Raw genomic sequence first — 16,291 nt, 5'->3', positions numbered from 1 at the left:
TCGGCGAACCACTCGCAGTTTCCCGGTCCGGCGGGTCAGAAGATCGCCAGGGGGTTGACCGGCAGCCCGGTGGTGCCGGCGATCCGGGGCGCGGCGACCACGAACTGGAACGTCCAGCGGCCCAGCCGCGCGCACGTCGCCGCGAGCTCGTCCGGGTCCGCGCCGTCGATCAGCGGGATGGCCAGGCGGCCCAGGGCGAACCGGTGCAGCGCGCCCGGCACCTCACCGGGCAGCGGCGGGCGGGCGTCCCCGATGTCACCGGCGTAGACGGCGACGCCGTGCTCGTGCATCCAGCGGACCGCGTCCAGGGTCATGCCGGGCAGGGGCTGCGCGCCGTCGGCGACCCGGTCCCAGCCGCCCCGGACCACCAGCGCGTCGCCGGGCAGCACCGTGACCCCGGCCCGGTCGGCGGCCGCGTCCAGGTCCGCGCCGGTCACCGGGTGGCCCGGGTCCAGCCGCCCGCCGGGTGCCAGGTCGAGCAGGACGCCGCGGGTCAGGATGCCGCCGGCGTAGACGTCGGCGGCGCCGTGCCGTACGCCCTCGGCGCCGGAGCTCGCCGCCGCGTCGACCCCGGGGTAGACCCGGCCGCCCTCCGCCCAGTGGCCCATCGCGTCCAGGTGGGTGACCTCCGGGTGGTGCGTGGTCACGATCATCACCTCGGCCATCGCGGGGACGCCCGGCCCGGCGTGGATCATCACGGTCTGCACCGCGGTGGTGGACGCCGTGGTCGGCGCGAACGGGCCGCCGGTCAGCGGGAACGGGGTGGTCAGCCGGGCGAGCGACACGGTCTGGCCGGTACGGGCCTCGGCGGCGCCCCGGGCCCGTACCTCGTCGGTGATCAGGTTGACGGCGCCGCGCTCGTCGGTGTCGCCCCATCGGCCCCAGTTGCTGGGAAAATCGGTCATGCCCCGATCGTCGCCCCGATCCGGGGTGACCGACTGCCCATACCGGTGCCCGTTCGGTGCCCGTTAGGGTCGGACCATGTCACGGCTCCAGGACACTGTGGACGCGCTGCGCCGTGCGTCGTTCGTCGGCCGGGAGCCGGAGATCGCGCTCTTCCGCGAGGTGCTCGCGACGGCGGGCGTGCTCTTCGTGCACGGCCCCGGCGGGGTGGGCAAGTCCGCGCTGCTCGACGTCTTCGCGGCGACGGCGGCGGAGCAGGGGCGTATCCCGGTCCGGGTCGACGCCCGCTACCTCGCGCTCGGCCCGGGCAGCCTGCCCACCGTGCCGGACGGCGGCCGCCCGGTGCTGCTGATCGACACGTACGAGCTGCTGGAGCCGATCGACGACTGGGCCCGCGACCGCTACCTGCCCTCGCTGCCCGCCGGTTGCCCGGTGGTGATCGCCGGACGGCGGCCGCCGGGACCGGGCTGGCGTGCCGACCCGGCGTGGCGGGCACTGACCCGGGTCGTCGCGCTGGACGGCCTGCCCGACGCCGACGGGCGTGCCTACCTGGCCGGGCAGGGTGTCCCGGAGGCGGTGCACGACCAGCTGCTGGCGATCGGTCACGGTCATCCGCTCACCCTGGCGCTGCTCGCCGACGCGGTCGCCCGGGGCGTCACCCCGCGTAGCCTGCGCGACGTGCCCGACGTGGTGAGCGCGCTGGTCGCCCGCCTGGTCGAGGCGGCGCCCGGCCCGCGGCACCGGGCGGCCCTGGAGGCGTGCGCGCTGGTGCCGGCCACCACCGAGGACTACCTGCGGGCGATGGTCGGCGGCGACGCGGCCGAGCTCTTCGCCTGGCTGCGCGGCCAGCCGTTCATCGGGGAGAGCCCGTACGGCCTGTACCCGCACGACGTGGTCCGCGACGTCCTCGAGGCCGACCTGCGCTGGCGGGACCCGGCGCGGTACGCCGAGACGTTCCTGCGCAAGCTGGTCGCCTTCCGGGAGCGGGTGCGGGCCGTGGCGGACGAACGGGAACGGTTCGAGCTGGTGGCGCGGATGGTCGTCCTCAACGGCGGCCGCTCCCCGGTCGCCGGGCTGAGCGCGCTCCCGCCGCCGCTGGGCGGGTACGCCGACGGCCTTCGCGACGCCGACCACGGCCCGGTCGTCGCGATGACCGCGGCGTGGCAGGGCGCGGAGCAGGCGGACCTGGTGGCGTACTGGATGCGGCGGCAGCCGTCGGCGTTCCGGGTGTTCCGTACCGGAGAGGGGCTGGTGAACGGATATGCCGCCTGCCTGGACCTGACCGAAGATGATCTCGGTGTGGATCCGGGTGCCGAGGCCATGTGGCACTTCGTGGCCAAGAACGGCGCGCCCCGGCCGGGCGAGCGGGTGCGGGCGTGGCGCTTCTTCCTGGACCGGGAGTGCGGGCAGGCGCCGTCGCCGTCGACGACCCTGTTCGTGGCGTGCCAGATGCTGGACATCCTCCAGCTCACCGGCGACACGGCGTGGACCCTGACCGGTGCCTGGGCGGACGGCGACCGGTGGCGCCCGGCGATGGAGTTCCTCGACTTCCTCCCGGCGCCCGACGCGGACTACCGGATCGGCGACGCGTGGTATCCGGTGTTCGCGCACGACTGGCGGCGGGCGGGCGCCGAGGAGTGGACCCGGGCGCTGCACGCGCGTCAGATGGGCGCTCCGGTACGCCCGGCGCAGGCCGCGGTCCCGCTGCTCGGCCGGGACGAGTTCACCGACGCCGTCCGCTCCGCCCTGCGCGTGCTGACCACGCCGGAAGCGCTCGCCGCGAACCCGCTCCTGCGGTCCAGGATGGTCCGCCGCCGGTCTGAGCGGCCGCCCGCCGAGGTGCTGCGGGGACTGGTGGAGGAGGCGGCCGGGGCACTGGAGCCCGCGCTGGCCGAGCTGGTCACCAGGACGTTCCTGCGCCCGGCCACCACACAGCAGCGGGTGGCGGTCGGCCTGCACCTGTCGTTCAACACCTACCGCCGCCACCGCGACCGCGCCGTCGGCCGGATCGCCGCCCTGCTCTGGGCCGAGGAGACCGGTTCACGGACCGATCGGGTCACGTGAGGCGTCGGCGATCCGACTCCGCGGCGAACCGGCGTGGGGGCCGCAGGCTCCCTCGGTAGGGGTGACCGCCGTCCGTATCGCCGGCATGGTCTGCAGATCGCACCGCGAGCCCGCGGTGTCCTACGGCACCGGCTGATCGGCGGCGCGCCGGGCCGGGCGGTAGATCTGGATCATGATGACGGTGAAGAGGCTGATCAGGGCGCCGATGCTGTCCGCGATGATCAGGGGCAGGTCGTCGGTGACGAGGCCGTACAGGGCCCAGAGCGACGAGCCGATGAAGATGGTGGCCGGCCAGCCGGCCGAGGAACCGGACGAGTCGCGGTGGCGGACGACCAGGCGTACCTGGAGCAGCGGGGCCAGCGACACGACCACGGCCCAGCAGGTCGTCACCCACGCGAGTACGACACGCACGACATCTCCGATCCGTTGACCATGACTCCCCCACCAGCAACGGCCGCCGCGTCCGGAATGTTCAAATAACGTGAGGTGATGCCGCTGATCGTCGTGTGTGGAGTCTGGGGCGTGTTCTGGGGTGCCTGGGGTGCGCTGCTCCCGGCGGTGCAGGACCGGATCGGGGGCACGCTCGGGGATCTCGGGCCGGCCCTCGTGGCGATCCCGGTCGGCGCGATCCCGGCGATGGCGTTCGCCGGGCGGCTGGCCCGGGGGCGGGAACGCGGGGCGCTGGACGTCTGCCTGAACATGGCGGTGGCCCGGGCTGACCGGCGGTCGTTCCAGCGGGTGCACGCGGCGTTCCCGGTGGCGGTCGTGGTGACCGCGCCGCTGGTCGGTGTGGTCCGGTGATTGCCGGCTCTGCTGGCCCACGCGGCTGGCCCACGCGGCGGAGCGTGACCCGGGCGGCCGGATGGTCGCCCGGGTCACCACGGTGTCCTACGGCGGGTTCATCGTGAGCCCGCTGTTCGTCGTGACCCTGCACCGCTGGATGACGCTCCCGGCGGCGCTGGCGTGTCTCGGTCTGCTGGTGGTGCCCCTGCTGGCCGCCGCGGTGCTGATGCGCCCCGCCGAGTGAAGAACCCGCGGCGGTCGGTCAGGGGCGGTCAGTCGTCGAACTCGCCGGACTTGGCGCCGGCGACGAAGGCGGCCCACTCGGCGTGGGTGAAGGCGAGCGTGCCGCCGTCCCGGTCCTTGGTGTCGCGCACGGCGACCCCCTCCCGGACGATGGCGACCTCGACGCACGCCCCGTCGTGCCCGGATCGGCTGCTCTTGAACCATCTGGCGTCGGTGAGATCCATCCGGGGTCCCTCTTCTCTTACGCGGTTTTCGCTATCTCCTGGAGCAACTTCCGGGATTGGGTGACGCTCAGGGCCGCACCGGCGATGAACTCGAAGGTGTCGGCGAACCTGGCCACGTCATTCTCCCTCTCCAGGAAGGCGTTTCCGGTCACTCCCTCGGCGTACACCAGGGGTGCGTCGAACGGGTCGGTGAAGTACATGACCGTGAACGGGCCGGTCATCCCGGGGTACGCGCCGGCGCTGAACGGCACGATCCGCAGGGTCACGTTCGAGGCGGCGGAGACCTTGGCGAGGTGCTGGATCTGGGCGCGCATGATCTCCGGGCCGCCCACGGTACGGCGGATCGCGGCCTCGTCGATCACGGAGTAGAGCTGCAGCGGTGCCGGGCGGTGCAGGATGCTCTGGCGGTGGCGGCGTACATCCAAGCGTTTCTGCACTTCCTCGGGGGTGAAGTGCCGTTCCTGGCCGACGTCCTCGATGACCGCCCGGGCGTAGTCGGCGGTCTGCAGCAGGCCGGGGACGAAGAGCGGCTCGTAGTTGCTCAGCCGCTCGGCCTCGTACTCGAATCCGACATACGCCTGATACTGCTCGGGCAGGTACGGCTCGTACGCCTGCAGCCAGTCCTGCTGGTCGCTCTCCTTGAGCCAGGTCAGCAGCGTCTCGCGGCGCTGATCGTCCACGTGGTACAGGGCGAGCAACGTGGTCACCGTCCGGCGCTGCGGCTTGTTCAGCGCGCGCTCGATCCGGTACACGGACGACTGATCGATCCCGGTCTGTTTGACCACGTCGTCGATGGTGACGCCGGCCGCGATGCGCAGCCGTTTGAGCTCCGCGGTGAGCCGGCGGAGCTTGACCGTGGGGACCTTGCGTACCGGCACGTTCCTCATCCACAACCACTGTTCTCTGTGTTGTACCTGATCCACAGGGTTGGCGCATAGGGGTTCGTCTCTGAAAAATCGTGGGCACGAACTTGCATAGGCGAGGAGGGCGGGCGCATCCTGGTCCACACAGGACCCGTGTATGAGGGGGGCGATGCGGTGACACGGGACGAACTGGTGGCGGCGCTGCAGGCGCAGCCGTTCAACGTGGAGGTCGAGGTCGGACTCGACCGTGTCCCGCTCGGCATCGTCCGGGTGCGGATGGACGAACGCCGTGGCTCGATCCGGCTCACCCTCGACGACGAGGAGCTTCTCGACAGCCTGCGTGGCCTGCTGAGCGGGGAGTGCTGACGGCTACGAGCCGGTCATTATATCGACAAGAGTGATAACAGATACCTCTGGAAGGTCTCGGTTCGCCTGGTTACCGTCCGGTAACCATTGAGCCGCTGGAGGCCGGACATGTCCCTCTGGAAACGCATCTCCGCCACACTGCTCGTCGCGTCCCTCGCCGGAACCGTGCTCGGCGCCCTCCCCGCGGGTGCCACGGTCGTCTCGCGCGGGGTGACGATCCCCGACTTCTACACGCCGCCGGCGACGTTGCCCGCGGCCGACGGGACGCTCGTGCGCAGCGAGAAACTGCCGCTCGCGCTCTCCCTGCCGGGCATCGGCGGCACCCTGCCGGGCACCGCGACCCGGATCATGTACAAGTCCACCGACGCGAACGGCGAGCCGGTCGCGGTCACCGGGGCGTACCTCGAACCGGCCCTGCCCTGGCTGGGGCTGACCGCGCGGCCGCTGGTGGTGCTCGCGCCCGGCACGATGGGCCAGGGCGACCAGTGCTCCACCTCGCTCGCCCTGGAGCGCGGCCTGGTGGTGGGCACCGAGGACTCACAGACCACGATCTCGATCGGGTACGAGGTCCTCGCGATCTACCAGCTCCTGCTGCGCGGGATCGCGGTCGTGCAGACCGATTACGTCGGGCTCGGCGCCACCGACCGGCTGCACACGTACGTCAACCGGGTCGACGAGGGCCATGCGGTGCTCGATGCCGCCCGGGCCGCGAAGGCGCTGCCGAAGACGTCGCTGACCGCGAGGTCCCCGATCGGTCTCTACGGCTACAGCCAGGGCGGGGGAGCGGTCGCCGCGGCCGCGGAGCTGCAGGCCACCTACGCGCCGGACGTCACGGTGACCGCGACCTACGCCGGCGCGCCGCCCGCCGACCTGGAGGACGTCACGGCCGCGATCGACGGCACCGAGCTGGCCGGCGCGCTGGGCTGGGCGGTCAACGGGTTCGTCCAGTCCGAACCCGCCCTCGCACCGCTGCTCGACGAGTATCTGAGCACGGCCGGGAAGACGGCGCTCACCGACCTGTCCACGATGTGCGTCGGCGATGCCCTCTTCGGCTACGCCGGACAGGAGAGCTCGTCGTGGACCACGAACGGCGAGTCGCTCACCGAGATCATCCAGGCCGAGCCGGCCCTGCGGGCGTTCGTCGCCGACCAGCTGATCGGCACGTCGAAACCGGTCGGCGTGGTGCGGGTCGCGACCGGGGTCAACGACAACCTGGTCTCCCACGGCCAGGCCCGGCAGATGGCGGTCGACTGGTGCGACCTGGGCGGTTCGGTGGTCTACGCGCCGATCAGCCTGCCGGACACGGGTAGCCCGCTGCTGAACCACTTCGGTCCACTGCTGACCGACCAGCTCTCCGCGGTGGACTGGCTCGGCGCCCGGCTGGCGGGTCTGCCGGCCTCCTCCAACTGCTCGACGATCTCCCGCCAGCCCTGACCCGATCCGGTCACAGATCCAGGATCAACCGTGGTGAGGCCGCTCGCGACACGCAGATGAACATGATGTCGTGGGCGGCCTGCTCCGCCGCGGTGAGCAGGCTGTCCCGGTGGTCGACCTCACCCGCGAGCACGGTCGTCTCGCACGTCCCGCAGGTCCCCTCGCGGCAGGACGAGAGCACGTCGACGCCGGCCCGTTCGACCGCTTCCAGGACCGACACCCCGGGCAACACCTTTACGGTACGACCGGAGCGCGCCAACTCCACCTCGAACTCCCCGCCGTCTGCGGTGACCGCTGTTGCACTGAACCGCTCGACGTGCAGCGGCCGGTCGGGCCACCGTGCGCAGCACTGTTCGACAGCGGTCAGCATGCCCTCCGGCCCACAGCAGTAGACCAGCGTGCCGGGCTCCTGCCGCCCGATCAGCCCGTCGAGATCGATAAGCCCTCGCTCGTCCTCGGGATAGAGCGTGACCCGGTCACCATGAGCCGCCGCCAGCTCCTCGCCGAAGGCCATGGCTGTCCCGGTACGCCCTGCGTAATGCAGTTCCCAGCGCGCGCCCGCGGTCGTGGCGGCCGCGAGCATCGGCAGGATCGGGGTGATCCCGATACCCCCGGCGAGGAACAGGTAGCGGCTCGCCGGCCGCAGCGGGAAACGGTTCCGGGGCGCGCCGGCCTCGACCTGATCACCGGCGGACAGTGTGTCGTGGATGTGCCGGGAGCCACCGCGCCCATCGGGTTCCCGCCGCACGGCGACCCGCCAGCCGTGCCGGTCGGTGGGGTCGCCGCAGAGCGAGTACTGCCGGGTCAGCCCGGGCGCCATCAGCAGGTCGATGTGGGCGCCCGGCGCCCAGTCCGGCAGCGGCCGACCGTCCTCGTGCCGGAGTTCCAGGACCACCACACCGTCGGCGGCGACGGTGTGCCGGGCGACCCGTAGACGCAGGGTTTCGGTCACGACTACCTCCGGAGGGCGGTCACGAGGTGGGCCGGAGGCCGGGGCGGCGTTGCCGGGAGGACCGGGACCGCCGGGCCGCCGAGCGGGTGGTCGGGGTGGGCCGACAGCCACTCCCACATCGCGATCGGATCGTCGGACTCCGACGCGGCACCGCAGTGGCACTCCCCGTGGAGGCGATCGGAACCGGGCAGCCACGCCACCCGCAGGAGCCGGTCGGTCATCGCTGCGCCATCCGGGCGATCATGCGGCGTGCGGCCAGCCCGCCGGTGTCGATGTTGATGGAGAGCTCCTGGTGCCCGTCCGGCTCCCCGGCGATCACCCGCTCCAGGGCGTCCAGCGCCGTCACGTCCTGCAGCACCACGGTCCGGTTGCTCTTGGCGAGGTACTCGCTGACCGCCTCGTCGTCGAGCGCGAAGTCCCGGGCCACCGCCCAGAAGTCGTGCGTGGAGCTCTCCGTCTCCGGGGTGATCGCGTACACCACCTCGACGTGGAAGGCGTCCGGGTCGGTGCCGTCCGGGTTCGGCAGCACCCCGGCCGGGGCGATCCGGCTGTGCAGCACGTACAGGCAGGGCGGGGTGAACTCGATGTCCTGCCACCGGGTGATCCGCCCGGTGATCCCGGTGGAGTCGGCGTAGAACGGCGGGCACTCCGCGTCCGCCATGTGCCGGGAGACCCGGATGATCCCGGCCTCCTCGTCGACCTCGGTGGTGATCGGCGTGGCGGCCACCTCGGGCGTGCCGATGTACCCGCCGTGCAGGTAGGTCTCGTGCGAGAGGTCCATCAGGTTGTCGACGAGCAGGCTGGAGCGGGCGGCCAGCGGCTCCATGCCGGACACCACGGTCCAGCCCGCCCGGTCGAGCCAGGGTGCGCGCGGGATCCGGGTGCCCTCGGCGCGTGCCGGGTCGCCGATGAACACCCAGACGAACGAGTCCTGCTCGGCCACCGGATAGCTGCGCAGCCGGGCGGTCCGGGGCACCCGGGTCTGACCGGGTACCGCCACGCAGACGCCGTCCGCACCGTACGTGAACCCGTGGTAGCCGCAGACCACGGTGTCGCCGGCCAGGTGGCTGGGCTGTTCGGAGAGCGGGAACCGGCGGTGCACGCAGCGGTCCGACATCGCGGTGACCGCGCCGTCCCGCGTACGCCAGAGAAGGATCGACTCGCCGCAGACCGTCCGGGAGAAGAGCTCGCGCCCGACCTCCCGGGCGTACGCGGCCACGTACCACTGATCTTGAACGAATGACGTCACTGTCCGCCTCTTCCGTGCCGGGTTGAGTGCTCGGATGTGACCCGGATTGTGTGACCCAGGCCGCACCGCGGGCATCGGGGGTTTCCGTAATACGGAAGCAATCAGCAGGAAACCTGCGATGATGCCCCGATGAGCGCGGAGCCCGGGAAGCGGCGGCCGCCGGTGCGCGCGGTGACCGGGCCGGTCCTCGGGCGTGCGCTGCGGATCCTCGAGGCGTTCGGGCCCCGGCACGCGGCGCTCACGCTGACCGATATCGCCCGCCGGTCCGGGCTGCCGCTGTCGACCGTGCACCGGCTCGCCGGCGAGCTGATCGCGTGGGGCGCGCTGGAGCGGGACACGGCCGGGCGCTACACCGTCGGCCTGCGCCTCTGGGAGGTGGCCGCGCTCGCGCCGCGCGGCCAGGGCCTGCGGGAACGGGCTCTGCCGTACCTGGAGGACCTCTCCCAGGTGACCCACGAGAACGTCCAGCTGGCGGTCCGCGAGGGCGCCGAGCTGGTCTTCGTCGAGCGGATCGCGGGCAGCCGGGCCGTGCCGGTGCACACCCGGGTCGGCGGCCGGTTCGCGCTCTCCGCGACCGGTGTCGGCCTGGTGCTGCTCGCGTACGCCCCGCCGGAGCTGCAGCAGGAGGTGCTCGGCGCGGCGATCCGGCGGTTCACCCCGCACACGGTCACCGATCCTCAGCTGCTGGCCCGGATGCTGGCCGACGTCCGGGCGAACGGGTTCGCGGTCTCCGACCGTCAGGTCACGCAGGACGCGCTCTCGGTGGCCGCCCCGATCCGCGACCCGGCCGGCACGGTGATCGCCGCTGTCTCCCTGGTCGTCCGATACGGGTCATTCGCCCCGCAGGCCCTGTCCCCGCTGGTCCGCTCCAGCGCCCGCGCCATCTCCCGCGCCCTGGCCTCAGCGTGACCGCCGGGCTGCCATGATCGCCGCGCTGACCGGCACCCGGGTGAGGAAGACCCGCCGGTGGTCCGGGTCGGTGATCGTCGCGGCCTTCGCCTCCAGGATCGCGTACGCCCGGTCGAGCGCCGTGACGTCCCCGGTGACCTGGAAGTGGATCAGGTACAGCTCCTCGCTGCGCAGTGACGGCATGGTGCCCACCGCCGCCAGCCCTCGTGCAGCGGCCCGGCAGCGAGGTCCGGCCGGCCTCTATGCTCAGCGCTCGGTCCCCGGCGGCCCGCCGCAGCGCCTCGGCGATGACCCGCTCACCCTCCTCGAACCGGCCCTCGGCGATGTAGAGCTGGGCCAGGTAGTTCGACATCATCTTAACGATCCCCACGGATGAATCCGGGGGATTTCCCTCCGGAGCCTTGCGGCTCTGGATTCCCAGCTCGGACCGCATCTGATCCACCGTCCCGGAAGGAGGCGATCTGGTGTCTGACGTCGTCGGCACTGGCACGGTCGCGTTCAGCCGTGGCGAGAATGCTTCTCGCGGCGTTGAGGTCGCGGTCTGCGGTGTAGCCGCAGGCCGCGCACTCGAAAGTGCGTACGCCCAGTCCGAGGCGGTGATTGGCTCTCTCACCGCACGCGGAGCAGGTCATCGTGGTGTAGGCGGGCGGGACCAGCACCACCGTGCGGCCCGCCCGCACGCCACGTTCGATCAACTCTTTCTTGCAGGCGCCGATCGCGTTGTCGGCGGCCTTGCGGGCCATCGACGTCTTGGCCAGGAACTTCGGTTTGAAGTCCTCGACCGCGATCAGGCCGTGGTGGTCGACCACGGTCTTGGCCCAGACGCGGGCGTCGTGGGTGTTCTGCCGGGCCGCCTTCTTGCGGATCCGGGCCGCCTGCCGCTTCGCGGACACGTAGCCGTTCGACGCCTTCTGCCCCTTGGGTCGACGGCGGCGGGCCATCCTACGCTGAGCCCTGGCCAGCTCGGCGGCACACCGTTTCCGGTGGCCGAGGTGGGGCAGGTCGAACACCGGGTCGGTGGTGGTAGCGGTCGTCTTCACACCCCAGTCCACACCGATACCCGGCAGATCCGCGCCCGGCGTCTGGGCCTGCTCGCGGCGGACCACGAACGAGGCGTACCAGTGGCCGAGGGAGTCCTGGTAGATACGGACGGAGGTCGGTGCGGACGGCAGCTCACGGGACCACACGATCGGGACGGTCACCGTGCCGGGCAGACACAACCGGCCGTCTCTGACCCGGAAACCACGGGTGGTGTATTCCAGGGTCGGCAACGCGTCTTTCCTACGCTTGACCTTCGGCCGTCCCCGGCCCCTGACCCTGAACCAGTGGTCCAGAGCGGCACCGTAGGTGCGCAGGGTCTGCTGCTGCGCGACCTGCGAACCCTCACGCAGCCAGGCATTACGGGACCGGGCCTCGGTCAGCAGCTTCGACAGCTTCCCGAACGTCGGCTTCCGGCCGGTCCTCTGCTGGTGAACGGCTTCATTCCACAACCACCGGCAGCGCCCCCACTCGCCGAGCAGTGCGGCCTGCGCGATGCGGCCGGGCCGCAGGCGGTAGGTGTAACGCACCGTCTCGGACACACCAGACTCAATACGGCATCGAGCTACACAGTGCAAGCATGGACGAGGTCAGATCGAACAACAACGTCGTATACCACTGCCACCACCACCTCGCCTGGTGCCCGAAATACGAGCGCAAGGCCATCGACGGCACAGTGGACGAACGACTCACAGAGATCATCCGAGAGGTCTGCACCGAACGCGACGCCCCGATCAAGGCGGCTGCGGCGCGCCCTGCCCCGGGGCACCCCGTCCCGCGAGATCGACGCGGCCGCCGCGGTCCGCGCCCTCCTGGAGGTGGTCCGCCTGGCGGTCTCCGGCCGCAGCGGCCGCGCGGCCGTCAGCCTCGCCGAGGTGATCGAGCTCCCCAACCCGCAGTGGGCCGTCTGCACCGACGGCCTGCGCTGCCGCCAGCGCCACTACCACATCCCGGCGCTACGCCTGATCGCCGGCACCGAGGACTGGCCCGCCTACATGTCCCGCCACTCCTGGGTGGACCCGGCCCTGTTCAAGGAGGCCTACGAGACCGCCCGCGAACTCCTCCGCCCCGCCCGCCCGTGATCCGGCACGGTCGCCGGAGAGTCGCGTCAGTCCATCCGGGTGATCGCGTCGCGGAGGCGGGTCAGGTCGCGGCGGCGCTGCTCCATCGTGGTGGCGATGCCGACCAGCAGGAGGCCGCCGAGCGCCAGGGGGGCCCAGCGCGGGACGAGGTCCCAGATCTGGGCGAGCTCGTGCAGAGCGATCAGGGTCAGCGCGAGGGCGCCGGAGACGACCGGGGCCCGCAGGCGGGCCGTCGCGCCGGCGATCAGCACGGCCAGGGCGTCCGCGCCGAGCAGCAGGCGGCGGGCGTACTCGGGGTGGTCCGGGCCGCTGCCGGCGATCACCGCGAGGGTGGGCAGGAAGGCGGCGGCGAGCGCGGGGCCGTACGCGGTCCACGACGGCAGGACCGGGCGCTGGCGGCGCGCGAACCAGCCGCCGGCGAGGGCGGCCGCGGCGGCGGGAGCGGTGTACGCCTCGGCGACGCCGACCTGCCGGGCGGAGAGGAGAAGCCACCAGCCGAGCAGGGCGCCACCCGCGGCGGCCAGGGCGTAGGCGTTGCGGACGGTATGGGTCTCGTGCGGGCGCAGGGCGCGGACCGCGAGGACGACCGACCAGAGCGTGGCGATCAGGGCGGCGCGGCCGAGCGTTCCGGCGGTCATCAGGGCGATCACGGCGGCGGCCTGGGCGACGGCGGCGACCGGCCGGGCCTCGCGGGGCCGCTTCGCCGCCAGCATCCACTCCAGGGCGGCGGCGACCGCGGCGGCGGCCAGTACGGCGAGGGCGCTGCCGCCGGTCCGCAGCTCCGCGACGTGGGCGGCGGTGACCGCGACGACGATCAGGGCGAGCGTGCCGGTCACCCAGCCGGCGATCCGGGCGATCTCCGTGCGGGCCGCCACGCCCGCCACCGCCCCGGCGACCACGACCAGGGCGAACGCGGCGAGCATCGCGCCGGCGACCGGCGTCGCGCCGCAGAGCCCGGCGCCGGCGAGTACCCCGAACGCCGCGGTCAGCCCGGCGCGCCGGTCCGGCCGCGACGTGCCCAGCGTGAGGACGACCATGCCGGCCAGCCCGACGGTCAGCGACGTCAGCGGAACCGCGGGCCACGGTGCGCGGGCGGCGGCCACCCCGAGCGGGATCGCCAGCCCGAGCAGTGGCGCCACCGCCATCGCGGCGGCCGTGCGCGTGGCGGAGAGGGACCAGGCGAACCGGCCCGCGGCGGCGGCGCTCATCAGCACCGCGGCGACCGTCGCCCACGCGATCGGGGATGACGACGGGTGGCCGCCGGCCCATGCGAACGCCAGCGCTCCATACGGCCTGACCAGGACCTTCGCCAGGTCTTCGCCGGTCCAGGCGGCCAGGCCGACCGCCAGCACGCCCGCGGCGGCGAACACCGGCAAGCGGGTCGCGGCGTGCTCCGGCAAGCGGGTCGCGGCGTGCTTCGGTAGGCGAGCGGTGGCGAGTGAGGCGACCAGCAGCAGGCCCGCGCCGACGTAGAGCGCACCGGGATCGGTGCCCGGAATCGCCCACAGCGGGGTGGCCGCCGCGACCAGCAGCGCCACGCCGGTCACCTGCGGCGTGGAGACCGACGGGTGGCGCGCGGCAGCGCACAGCAGGATGCCGACCAGCAGGATCGCGCGGACTCGCAGGGTCACCGGGACGTCCAGCGCCAGCAGGGCGAGCCACACGGTGGGCGCGATCGCGAGCAGCCCGGCGGTGACGGCCCCGGCCCCGACGACACCGCGCTGCCGTGCCGGACCGGTCACGTCGCCGTGGCGTGCGTCCGCGCGCAGACCGAAACCGGTCACCGCGCCGATCGCCACGATGCTGCCGCACACCCCGGCCGCGACGGCGGCGTCGCCGAACGCGACGAGCAGGGCGTGTGCCGTCGCCGTCACGCTCACGGCGAGCCGGAAGAGCAGCCGGAGATCGTCCGTGGCGCGGGTGGCCAGGGCGATCGCGCTCGCGGCGACGAGCATGCCGAGCAGCGCCGCCGTCCACCACGGCAGCCGCAGCGCCGCCGGGGTCAGCAGGGCGGCCATCAGCAGGGCGGTCAGCCCCAGGTCCGTGCGTGCCCTGTCGGGGAGGCTTATCACGTACGCGCAAAGCACCCCCACCAGCGCAAGCAGAATGTCCCACTCGAAACCGGACACGGTGGTGGTCCATGCCGCGCTCAGGGCCGGGCGTGCCGTTGCGACGCTGTGCGTGCCGGCGACCACGGCCGCCCACGCGACGCCGACCGCGGGCGGCGCGGCCACCGCCAGGGCGCCGATCCAGGTGCCGCGGCCGACGATGCCGGGGAGCCGGGTCCGGACCGCGACGACCGCCACCGCCACGGCCAGGGCGACCATCGCGAGGCGGGTCAGCGGCTTGCCGGCGTCCAGCTGGAGCGCCCACCCGCCGCCCGCGATCCCGACCGCCGCGGTGAGCAGGCCCGCCGTCCAGGCCTGCGCCGTCCGGTAGCCGGAGAGCACCGCCGCGCCGGTCGCCACCGCCGCGGCCAGCACCAGCGCGCCACCCGACCGGGCCGCCTCGGTCGCGCTCTCCACCACCGCCAGGTCGGCGAGCGCCATCATCCCGGCCCCGCTCACGGCGAGGAGCCCGCAGAGGTACGCCACCAGCCCCGGCCCGCTCGGCTCGGCCCACTCCCGGCGGAGCCGGACGACGACCGCGTCGAGGACGGCGACCCCGCTCAGCGCCACCGACCACCCGGTCGCCCCGGCATCACCCGCCACCGCGAGCAGCGGCAGCACCGGCTGCGCGACCAGCACCGCCGCGATCCCGGGCCCGGCCAGCCCACCTCCGGCCGGCCCGTCTCGGTGCCCGGCCAATCCGCCTTCGTGCCCGGCCGGCCCGTCTCGGTGCCCGGCCAACCCGTCTCGGTGCCCGGCCGACCCGTCTCGGTGCCCGGCCTGTCCGGCGAGCCGTCCGTATCCCCGCGCGATCCCCGCCGTCACCGCGCATACCGTGGCGGAGTAGCCCGGCCCGCCCAGCCCCTGCACGCCGAGGAGGTCGACGGCCCAGGCCGCGTACCCGTCCAGCAGCACCATCAGCAGCCCGACGGCGGCGAGGGTCTCGGCGGCGCCGTGGAGTCCCCGGCGCACCGCGAACGGTGGCACCAGGAGGACCGTCCCGGTCGCCGCCGCCAGGATCGCGGCCCGCCCGATGACGCCGACCTGCGCCCAGGCCACCGCGGTGAAGACGGCCGCCGCGACCACGAGCAGCAGCCCACCGAGCGCGAACAGCACGTTCTGCGCGGTGAGCGCGGTGATCCTCTGCTCCACCCCGTCCGCGGGAGACGGCGTCGCCCCCAGCGCGCGGGGACGCCCGGTCTCCGGCTCGGCGCCCGGTGCCGGCGGCGCGGGCGGCATGCGGGCGATCGGCCCGGTCTCGGGAGCGGTCCCGGAGCGGGCGGCCGGCGGGGAAGGGGCTGTCAACGGGGGAGGGACCGTCGGCGGGAGAGGGAATGCCCGGGCCCGCTCGGCGGCGATCCGTACCTTCGTCGCGATCGTGTTGCGGCTGGTGATGCTCTCGTTGAGCCGGGTCTCCAGGGCGGCGATCTCGGCGCGGGCCGCCGTCAGCCGCCCGGTCAGGTCCGCGATCTCCCCGTCCATCCGCGTCACGGTGATCGCGTCGGTGTCCGGGCCCCGGCCGCACGACGGGCAGCCGGTCGCCGCCGACGCCTGCGCGAGGCAGTAGGGGCACGGATACGTCTCGGGAGCGGGGACGCTGGTCACCGCGCCAGTCTCGCGGACCTGTGCAACGGTCCGGCGCCGGTTTCGGCACCCGGGCGGGCCGAACACCAGCCACGCCGGGAAAGCTGGCACCCAGAGGTCACTCAAGCCCGCCGACACACCCCAGAACGCCAGCCACGAAGATCATCCCCACGGTTGATCATGAAAAGCCGATCAAACCCGGCCAAACGTGGCCTACCCCGACCGGGGAGACCCCCGCCGGAATTGACCAGCGGGGGCACCCCTCACGACCAGCCAAGAGGCGGAACGGGACTGCCTGGCGAGGCCGTGGAAAGCAGCAAGCGGGGAATGAGGAGCGAAGAGGGTATTGCCGTCCGCGCCCGTTCCTTAACTGCGCGGCCTTGCCGGATGGAACGGCGGGCGGCTGCTGAGCGCCGGCTGTTGGTCGTTGACGCTGATCGGGCACGGGATTAGCGTCAGTTATGACTGTTAGCCCGATTTCTTCGATCT

General features: G+C 73.1%; 17 protein-coding genes and 1 pseudogene. 8 read left to right on the top strand and 10 right to left on the bottom strand.

Annotated features, from left to right (window positions below; genetic code table 11):
- Positions 1–35: 35 nt before the first annotated feature.
- The gene (locus AB0M08_RS24455; RefSeq protein ID WP_364497388.1) at positions 36–905 is read right to left on the bottom strand and encodes a cyclase family protein; all 870 of its coding nucleotides are present in this window, start codon (positions 903–905) and stop codon (positions 36–38) included.
- A gap of 76 nt (positions 906–981) precedes the next feature.
- Between AB0M08_RS24455 and AB0M08_RS24450 the strand changes: the two genes are divergently transcribed.
- On the top strand, positions 982–2,967 hold the full coding sequence (locus AB0M08_RS24450; RefSeq protein ID WP_364497385.1) for an ATP-binding protein: 1,986 nt from the start codon (positions 982–984) through the stop codon (positions 2,965–2,967).
- Between the two features lie 120 nt (positions 2,968–3,087).
- Here AB0M08_RS24450 and AB0M08_RS24445 read toward each other — a convergent pair whose 3' ends face one another.
- On the bottom strand, positions 3,088–3,378 hold the full coding sequence (locus AB0M08_RS24445; RefSeq protein WP_364497383.1) for a SemiSWEET family transporter: 291 nt from the start codon (positions 3,376–3,378) through the stop codon (positions 3,088–3,090).
- A gap of 78 nt (positions 3,379–3,456) precedes the next feature.
- On the opposite strand from AB0M08_RS24445, the gene AB0M08_RS24440 reads away from it, so the two are divergent.
- Both AB0M08_RS24440 and AB0M08_RS24435 read left to right on the top strand, forming a co-directional pair.
- Positions 3,457–3,768 (top strand): hypothetical protein, encoded by a 312-nt coding sequence (locus AB0M08_RS24440; RefSeq protein WP_364497381.1) that lies wholly within the window; start codon positions 3,457–3,459, stop codon positions 3,766–3,768.
- 61 nt (positions 3,769–3,829) lie between these two features.
- A complete protein-coding gene (locus tag AB0M08_RS24435; protein WP_364497378.1) occupies positions 3,830–3,994 on the top strand; it encodes a hypothetical protein in 165 nt (54 codons plus the stop codon).
- Between the two features lie 28 nt (positions 3,995–4,022).
- Here AB0M08_RS24435 and AB0M08_RS24430 read toward each other — a convergent pair whose 3' ends face one another.
- Both AB0M08_RS24430 and AB0M08_RS24425 read right to left on the bottom strand, forming a co-directional pair.
- The gene (locus AB0M08_RS24430) at positions 4,023–4,217 is read right to left on the bottom strand and encodes a DUF397 domain-containing protein (protein ID WP_364497377.1); all 195 of its coding nucleotides are present in this window, start codon (positions 4,215–4,217) and stop codon (positions 4,023–4,025) included.
- Between the two features lie 17 nt (positions 4,218–4,234).
- Entirely contained in the window at positions 4,235–5,104 is an 870-nt protein-coding gene (locus tag AB0M08_RS24425; RefSeq protein ID WP_364497375.1) for a helix-turn-helix transcriptional regulator, read from the bottom strand.
- A gap of 150 nt (positions 5,105–5,254) precedes the next feature.
- Between AB0M08_RS24425 and AB0M08_RS24420 the strand changes: the two genes are divergently transcribed.
- Together AB0M08_RS24420 and AB0M08_RS24415 are read left to right on the top strand one after the other, a co-directional pair.
- A complete protein-coding gene (locus AB0M08_RS24420) occupies positions 5,255–5,446 on the top strand; it encodes a hypothetical protein (RefSeq protein ID WP_364497372.1) in 192 nt (63 codons plus the stop codon).
- A 108-nt stretch (positions 5,447–5,554) separates the two neighbouring features.
- A complete protein-coding gene (locus AB0M08_RS24415) occupies positions 5,555–6,880 on the top strand; it encodes a lipase family protein (RefSeq protein WP_364497369.1) in 1,326 nt (441 codons plus the stop codon).
- A gap of 10 nt (positions 6,881–6,890) precedes the next feature.
- Here the strand turns inward: AB0M08_RS24415 and AB0M08_RS24410 are convergent, their stop codons facing one another.
- Genes AB0M08_RS24410 through AB0M08_RS24400 form a run of 3 tightly spaced genes read right to left on the bottom strand, consistent with a single transcriptional unit; the run spans position 6,891 to position 9,081 of the window.
- Positions 6,891–7,832: a PDR/VanB family oxidoreductase gene (locus AB0M08_RS24410; RefSeq protein ID WP_364497366.1), complete on the bottom strand. Its 942-nt coding sequence runs from the start codon at positions 7,830–7,832 to the stop codon at positions 6,891–6,893.
- Between the two features lie 2 nt (positions 7,833–7,834).
- Positions 7,835–8,053, bottom strand: a complete 219-nt coding sequence (locus tag AB0M08_RS24405) for a hypothetical protein (protein ID WP_364497364.1) — start codon at positions 8,051–8,053, stop codon at positions 7,835–7,837.
- The gene (locus AB0M08_RS24400) at positions 8,050–9,081 is read right to left on the bottom strand and encodes an aromatic ring-hydroxylating dioxygenase subunit alpha (protein ID WP_364497362.1); all 1,032 of its coding nucleotides are present in this window, start codon (positions 9,079–9,081) and stop codon (positions 8,050–8,052) included. Before AB0M08_RS24400 ends, AB0M08_RS24405 begins: the two co-directional genes overlap by 4 nt.
- Positions 9,082–9,210: 129 nt before the next feature.
- On the opposite strand from AB0M08_RS24400, the gene AB0M08_RS24395 reads away from it, so the two are divergent.
- Entirely contained in the window at positions 9,211–9,990 is a 780-nt protein-coding gene (locus tag AB0M08_RS24395) for an IclR family transcriptional regulator (protein ID WP_364497360.1), read from the top strand.
- Here AB0M08_RS24395 and AB0M08_RS24390 read toward each other — a convergent pair.
- Together AB0M08_RS24390 and AB0M08_RS24385 are read right to left on the bottom strand one after the other, a co-directional pair.
- A complete protein-coding gene (locus AB0M08_RS24390; RefSeq protein WP_364497357.1) occupies positions 9,982–10,173 on the bottom strand; it encodes a hypothetical protein in 192 nt (63 codons plus the stop codon). The genes AB0M08_RS24395 and AB0M08_RS24390 overlap by 9 nt on opposite strands.
- A gap of 173 nt (positions 10,174–10,346) precedes the next feature.
- Complete coding sequence (locus AB0M08_RS24385; protein ID WP_364497355.1) at positions 10,347–11,570, bottom strand: transposase; 1,224 nt, start codon at positions 11,568–11,570, stop codon at positions 10,347–10,349.
- 38 nt (positions 11,571–11,608) lie between these two features.
- On the opposite strand from AB0M08_RS24385, the pseudogene AB0M08_RS24380 reads away from it, so the two are divergent.
- Together AB0M08_RS24380 and AB0M08_RS24375 are read left to right on the top strand one after the other, a co-directional pair.
- A pseudogene (locus tag AB0M08_RS24380) lies at positions 11,609–11,764 on the top strand (transposase); the annotation flags it as partial.
- An 82-nt stretch (positions 11,765–11,846) separates the two neighbouring features.
- The gene (locus tag AB0M08_RS24375) at positions 11,847–12,110 is read left to right on the top strand and encodes a hypothetical protein (protein ID WP_364497353.1); all 264 of its coding nucleotides are present in this window, start codon (positions 11,847–11,849) and stop codon (positions 12,108–12,110) included.
- Positions 12,111–12,136: 26 nt separating this feature from the next.
- On the opposite strand, the gene AB0M08_RS24370 is transcribed toward AB0M08_RS24375, so the two are convergent.
- The gene (locus tag AB0M08_RS24370) at positions 12,137–15,823 is read right to left on the bottom strand and encodes a hypothetical protein (protein ID WP_364497351.1); all 3,687 of its coding nucleotides are present in this window, start codon (positions 15,821–15,823) and stop codon (positions 12,137–12,139) included.
- Between the last annotated feature and the right edge of the window lie 468 nt (positions 15,824–16,291).

The organism is Actinoplanes sp. NPDC051851 (assembly GCF_040681165.1).
Lineage (GTDB): Bacteria > Actinomycetota > Actinomycetes > Mycobacteriales > Micromonosporaceae > Actinoplanes.
Note: the sequence above shows the minus strand (reverse complement) of the source record. Positions and strands in the feature narration are given on the sequence as shown.

Coding starts and splice junctions, on each gene's coding strand:
- AB0M08_RS24390 (WP_364497357.1), bottom strand. CDS start 10,173: ATGCCGTCACTGCGCAGCGAGGAGCTGTACCTGATCCACTTCCAGGTC.
- AB0M08_RS24430 (WP_364497377.1), bottom strand. CDS start 4,217: ATGGATCTCACCGACGCCAGATGGTTCAAGAGCAGCCGATCCGGGCAC.
- AB0M08_RS24440 (WP_364497381.1), top strand. CDS start 3,457: ATGCCGCTGATCGTCGTGTGTGGAGTCTGGGGCGTGTTCTGGGGTGCC.
- AB0M08_RS24450 (WP_364497385.1), top strand. CDS start 982: ATGTCACGGCTCCAGGACACTGTGGACGCGCTGCGCCGTGCGTCGTTC.
- AB0M08_RS24405 (WP_364497364.1), bottom strand. CDS start 8,053: ATGACCGACCGGCTCCTGCGGGTGGCGTGGCTGCCCGGTTCCGATCGC.
- AB0M08_RS24425 (WP_364497375.1), bottom strand. CDS start 5,104: ATGAGGAACGTGCCGGTACGCAAGGTCCCCACGGTCAAGCTCCGCCGG.
- AB0M08_RS24415 (WP_364497369.1), top strand. CDS start 5,555: ATGTCCCTCTGGAAACGCATCTCCGCCACACTGCTCGTCGCGTCCCTC.
- AB0M08_RS24395 (WP_364497360.1), top strand. CDS start 9,211: ATGAGCGCGGAGCCCGGGAAGCGGCGGCCGCCGGTGCGCGCGGTGACC.
- AB0M08_RS24455 (WP_364497388.1), bottom strand. CDS start 905: ATGACCGATTTTCCCAGCAACTGGGGCCGATGGGGCGACACCGACGAG.
- AB0M08_RS24435 (WP_364497378.1), top strand. CDS start 3,830: ATGGTCGCCCGGGTCACCACGGTGTCCTACGGCGGGTTCATCGTGAGC.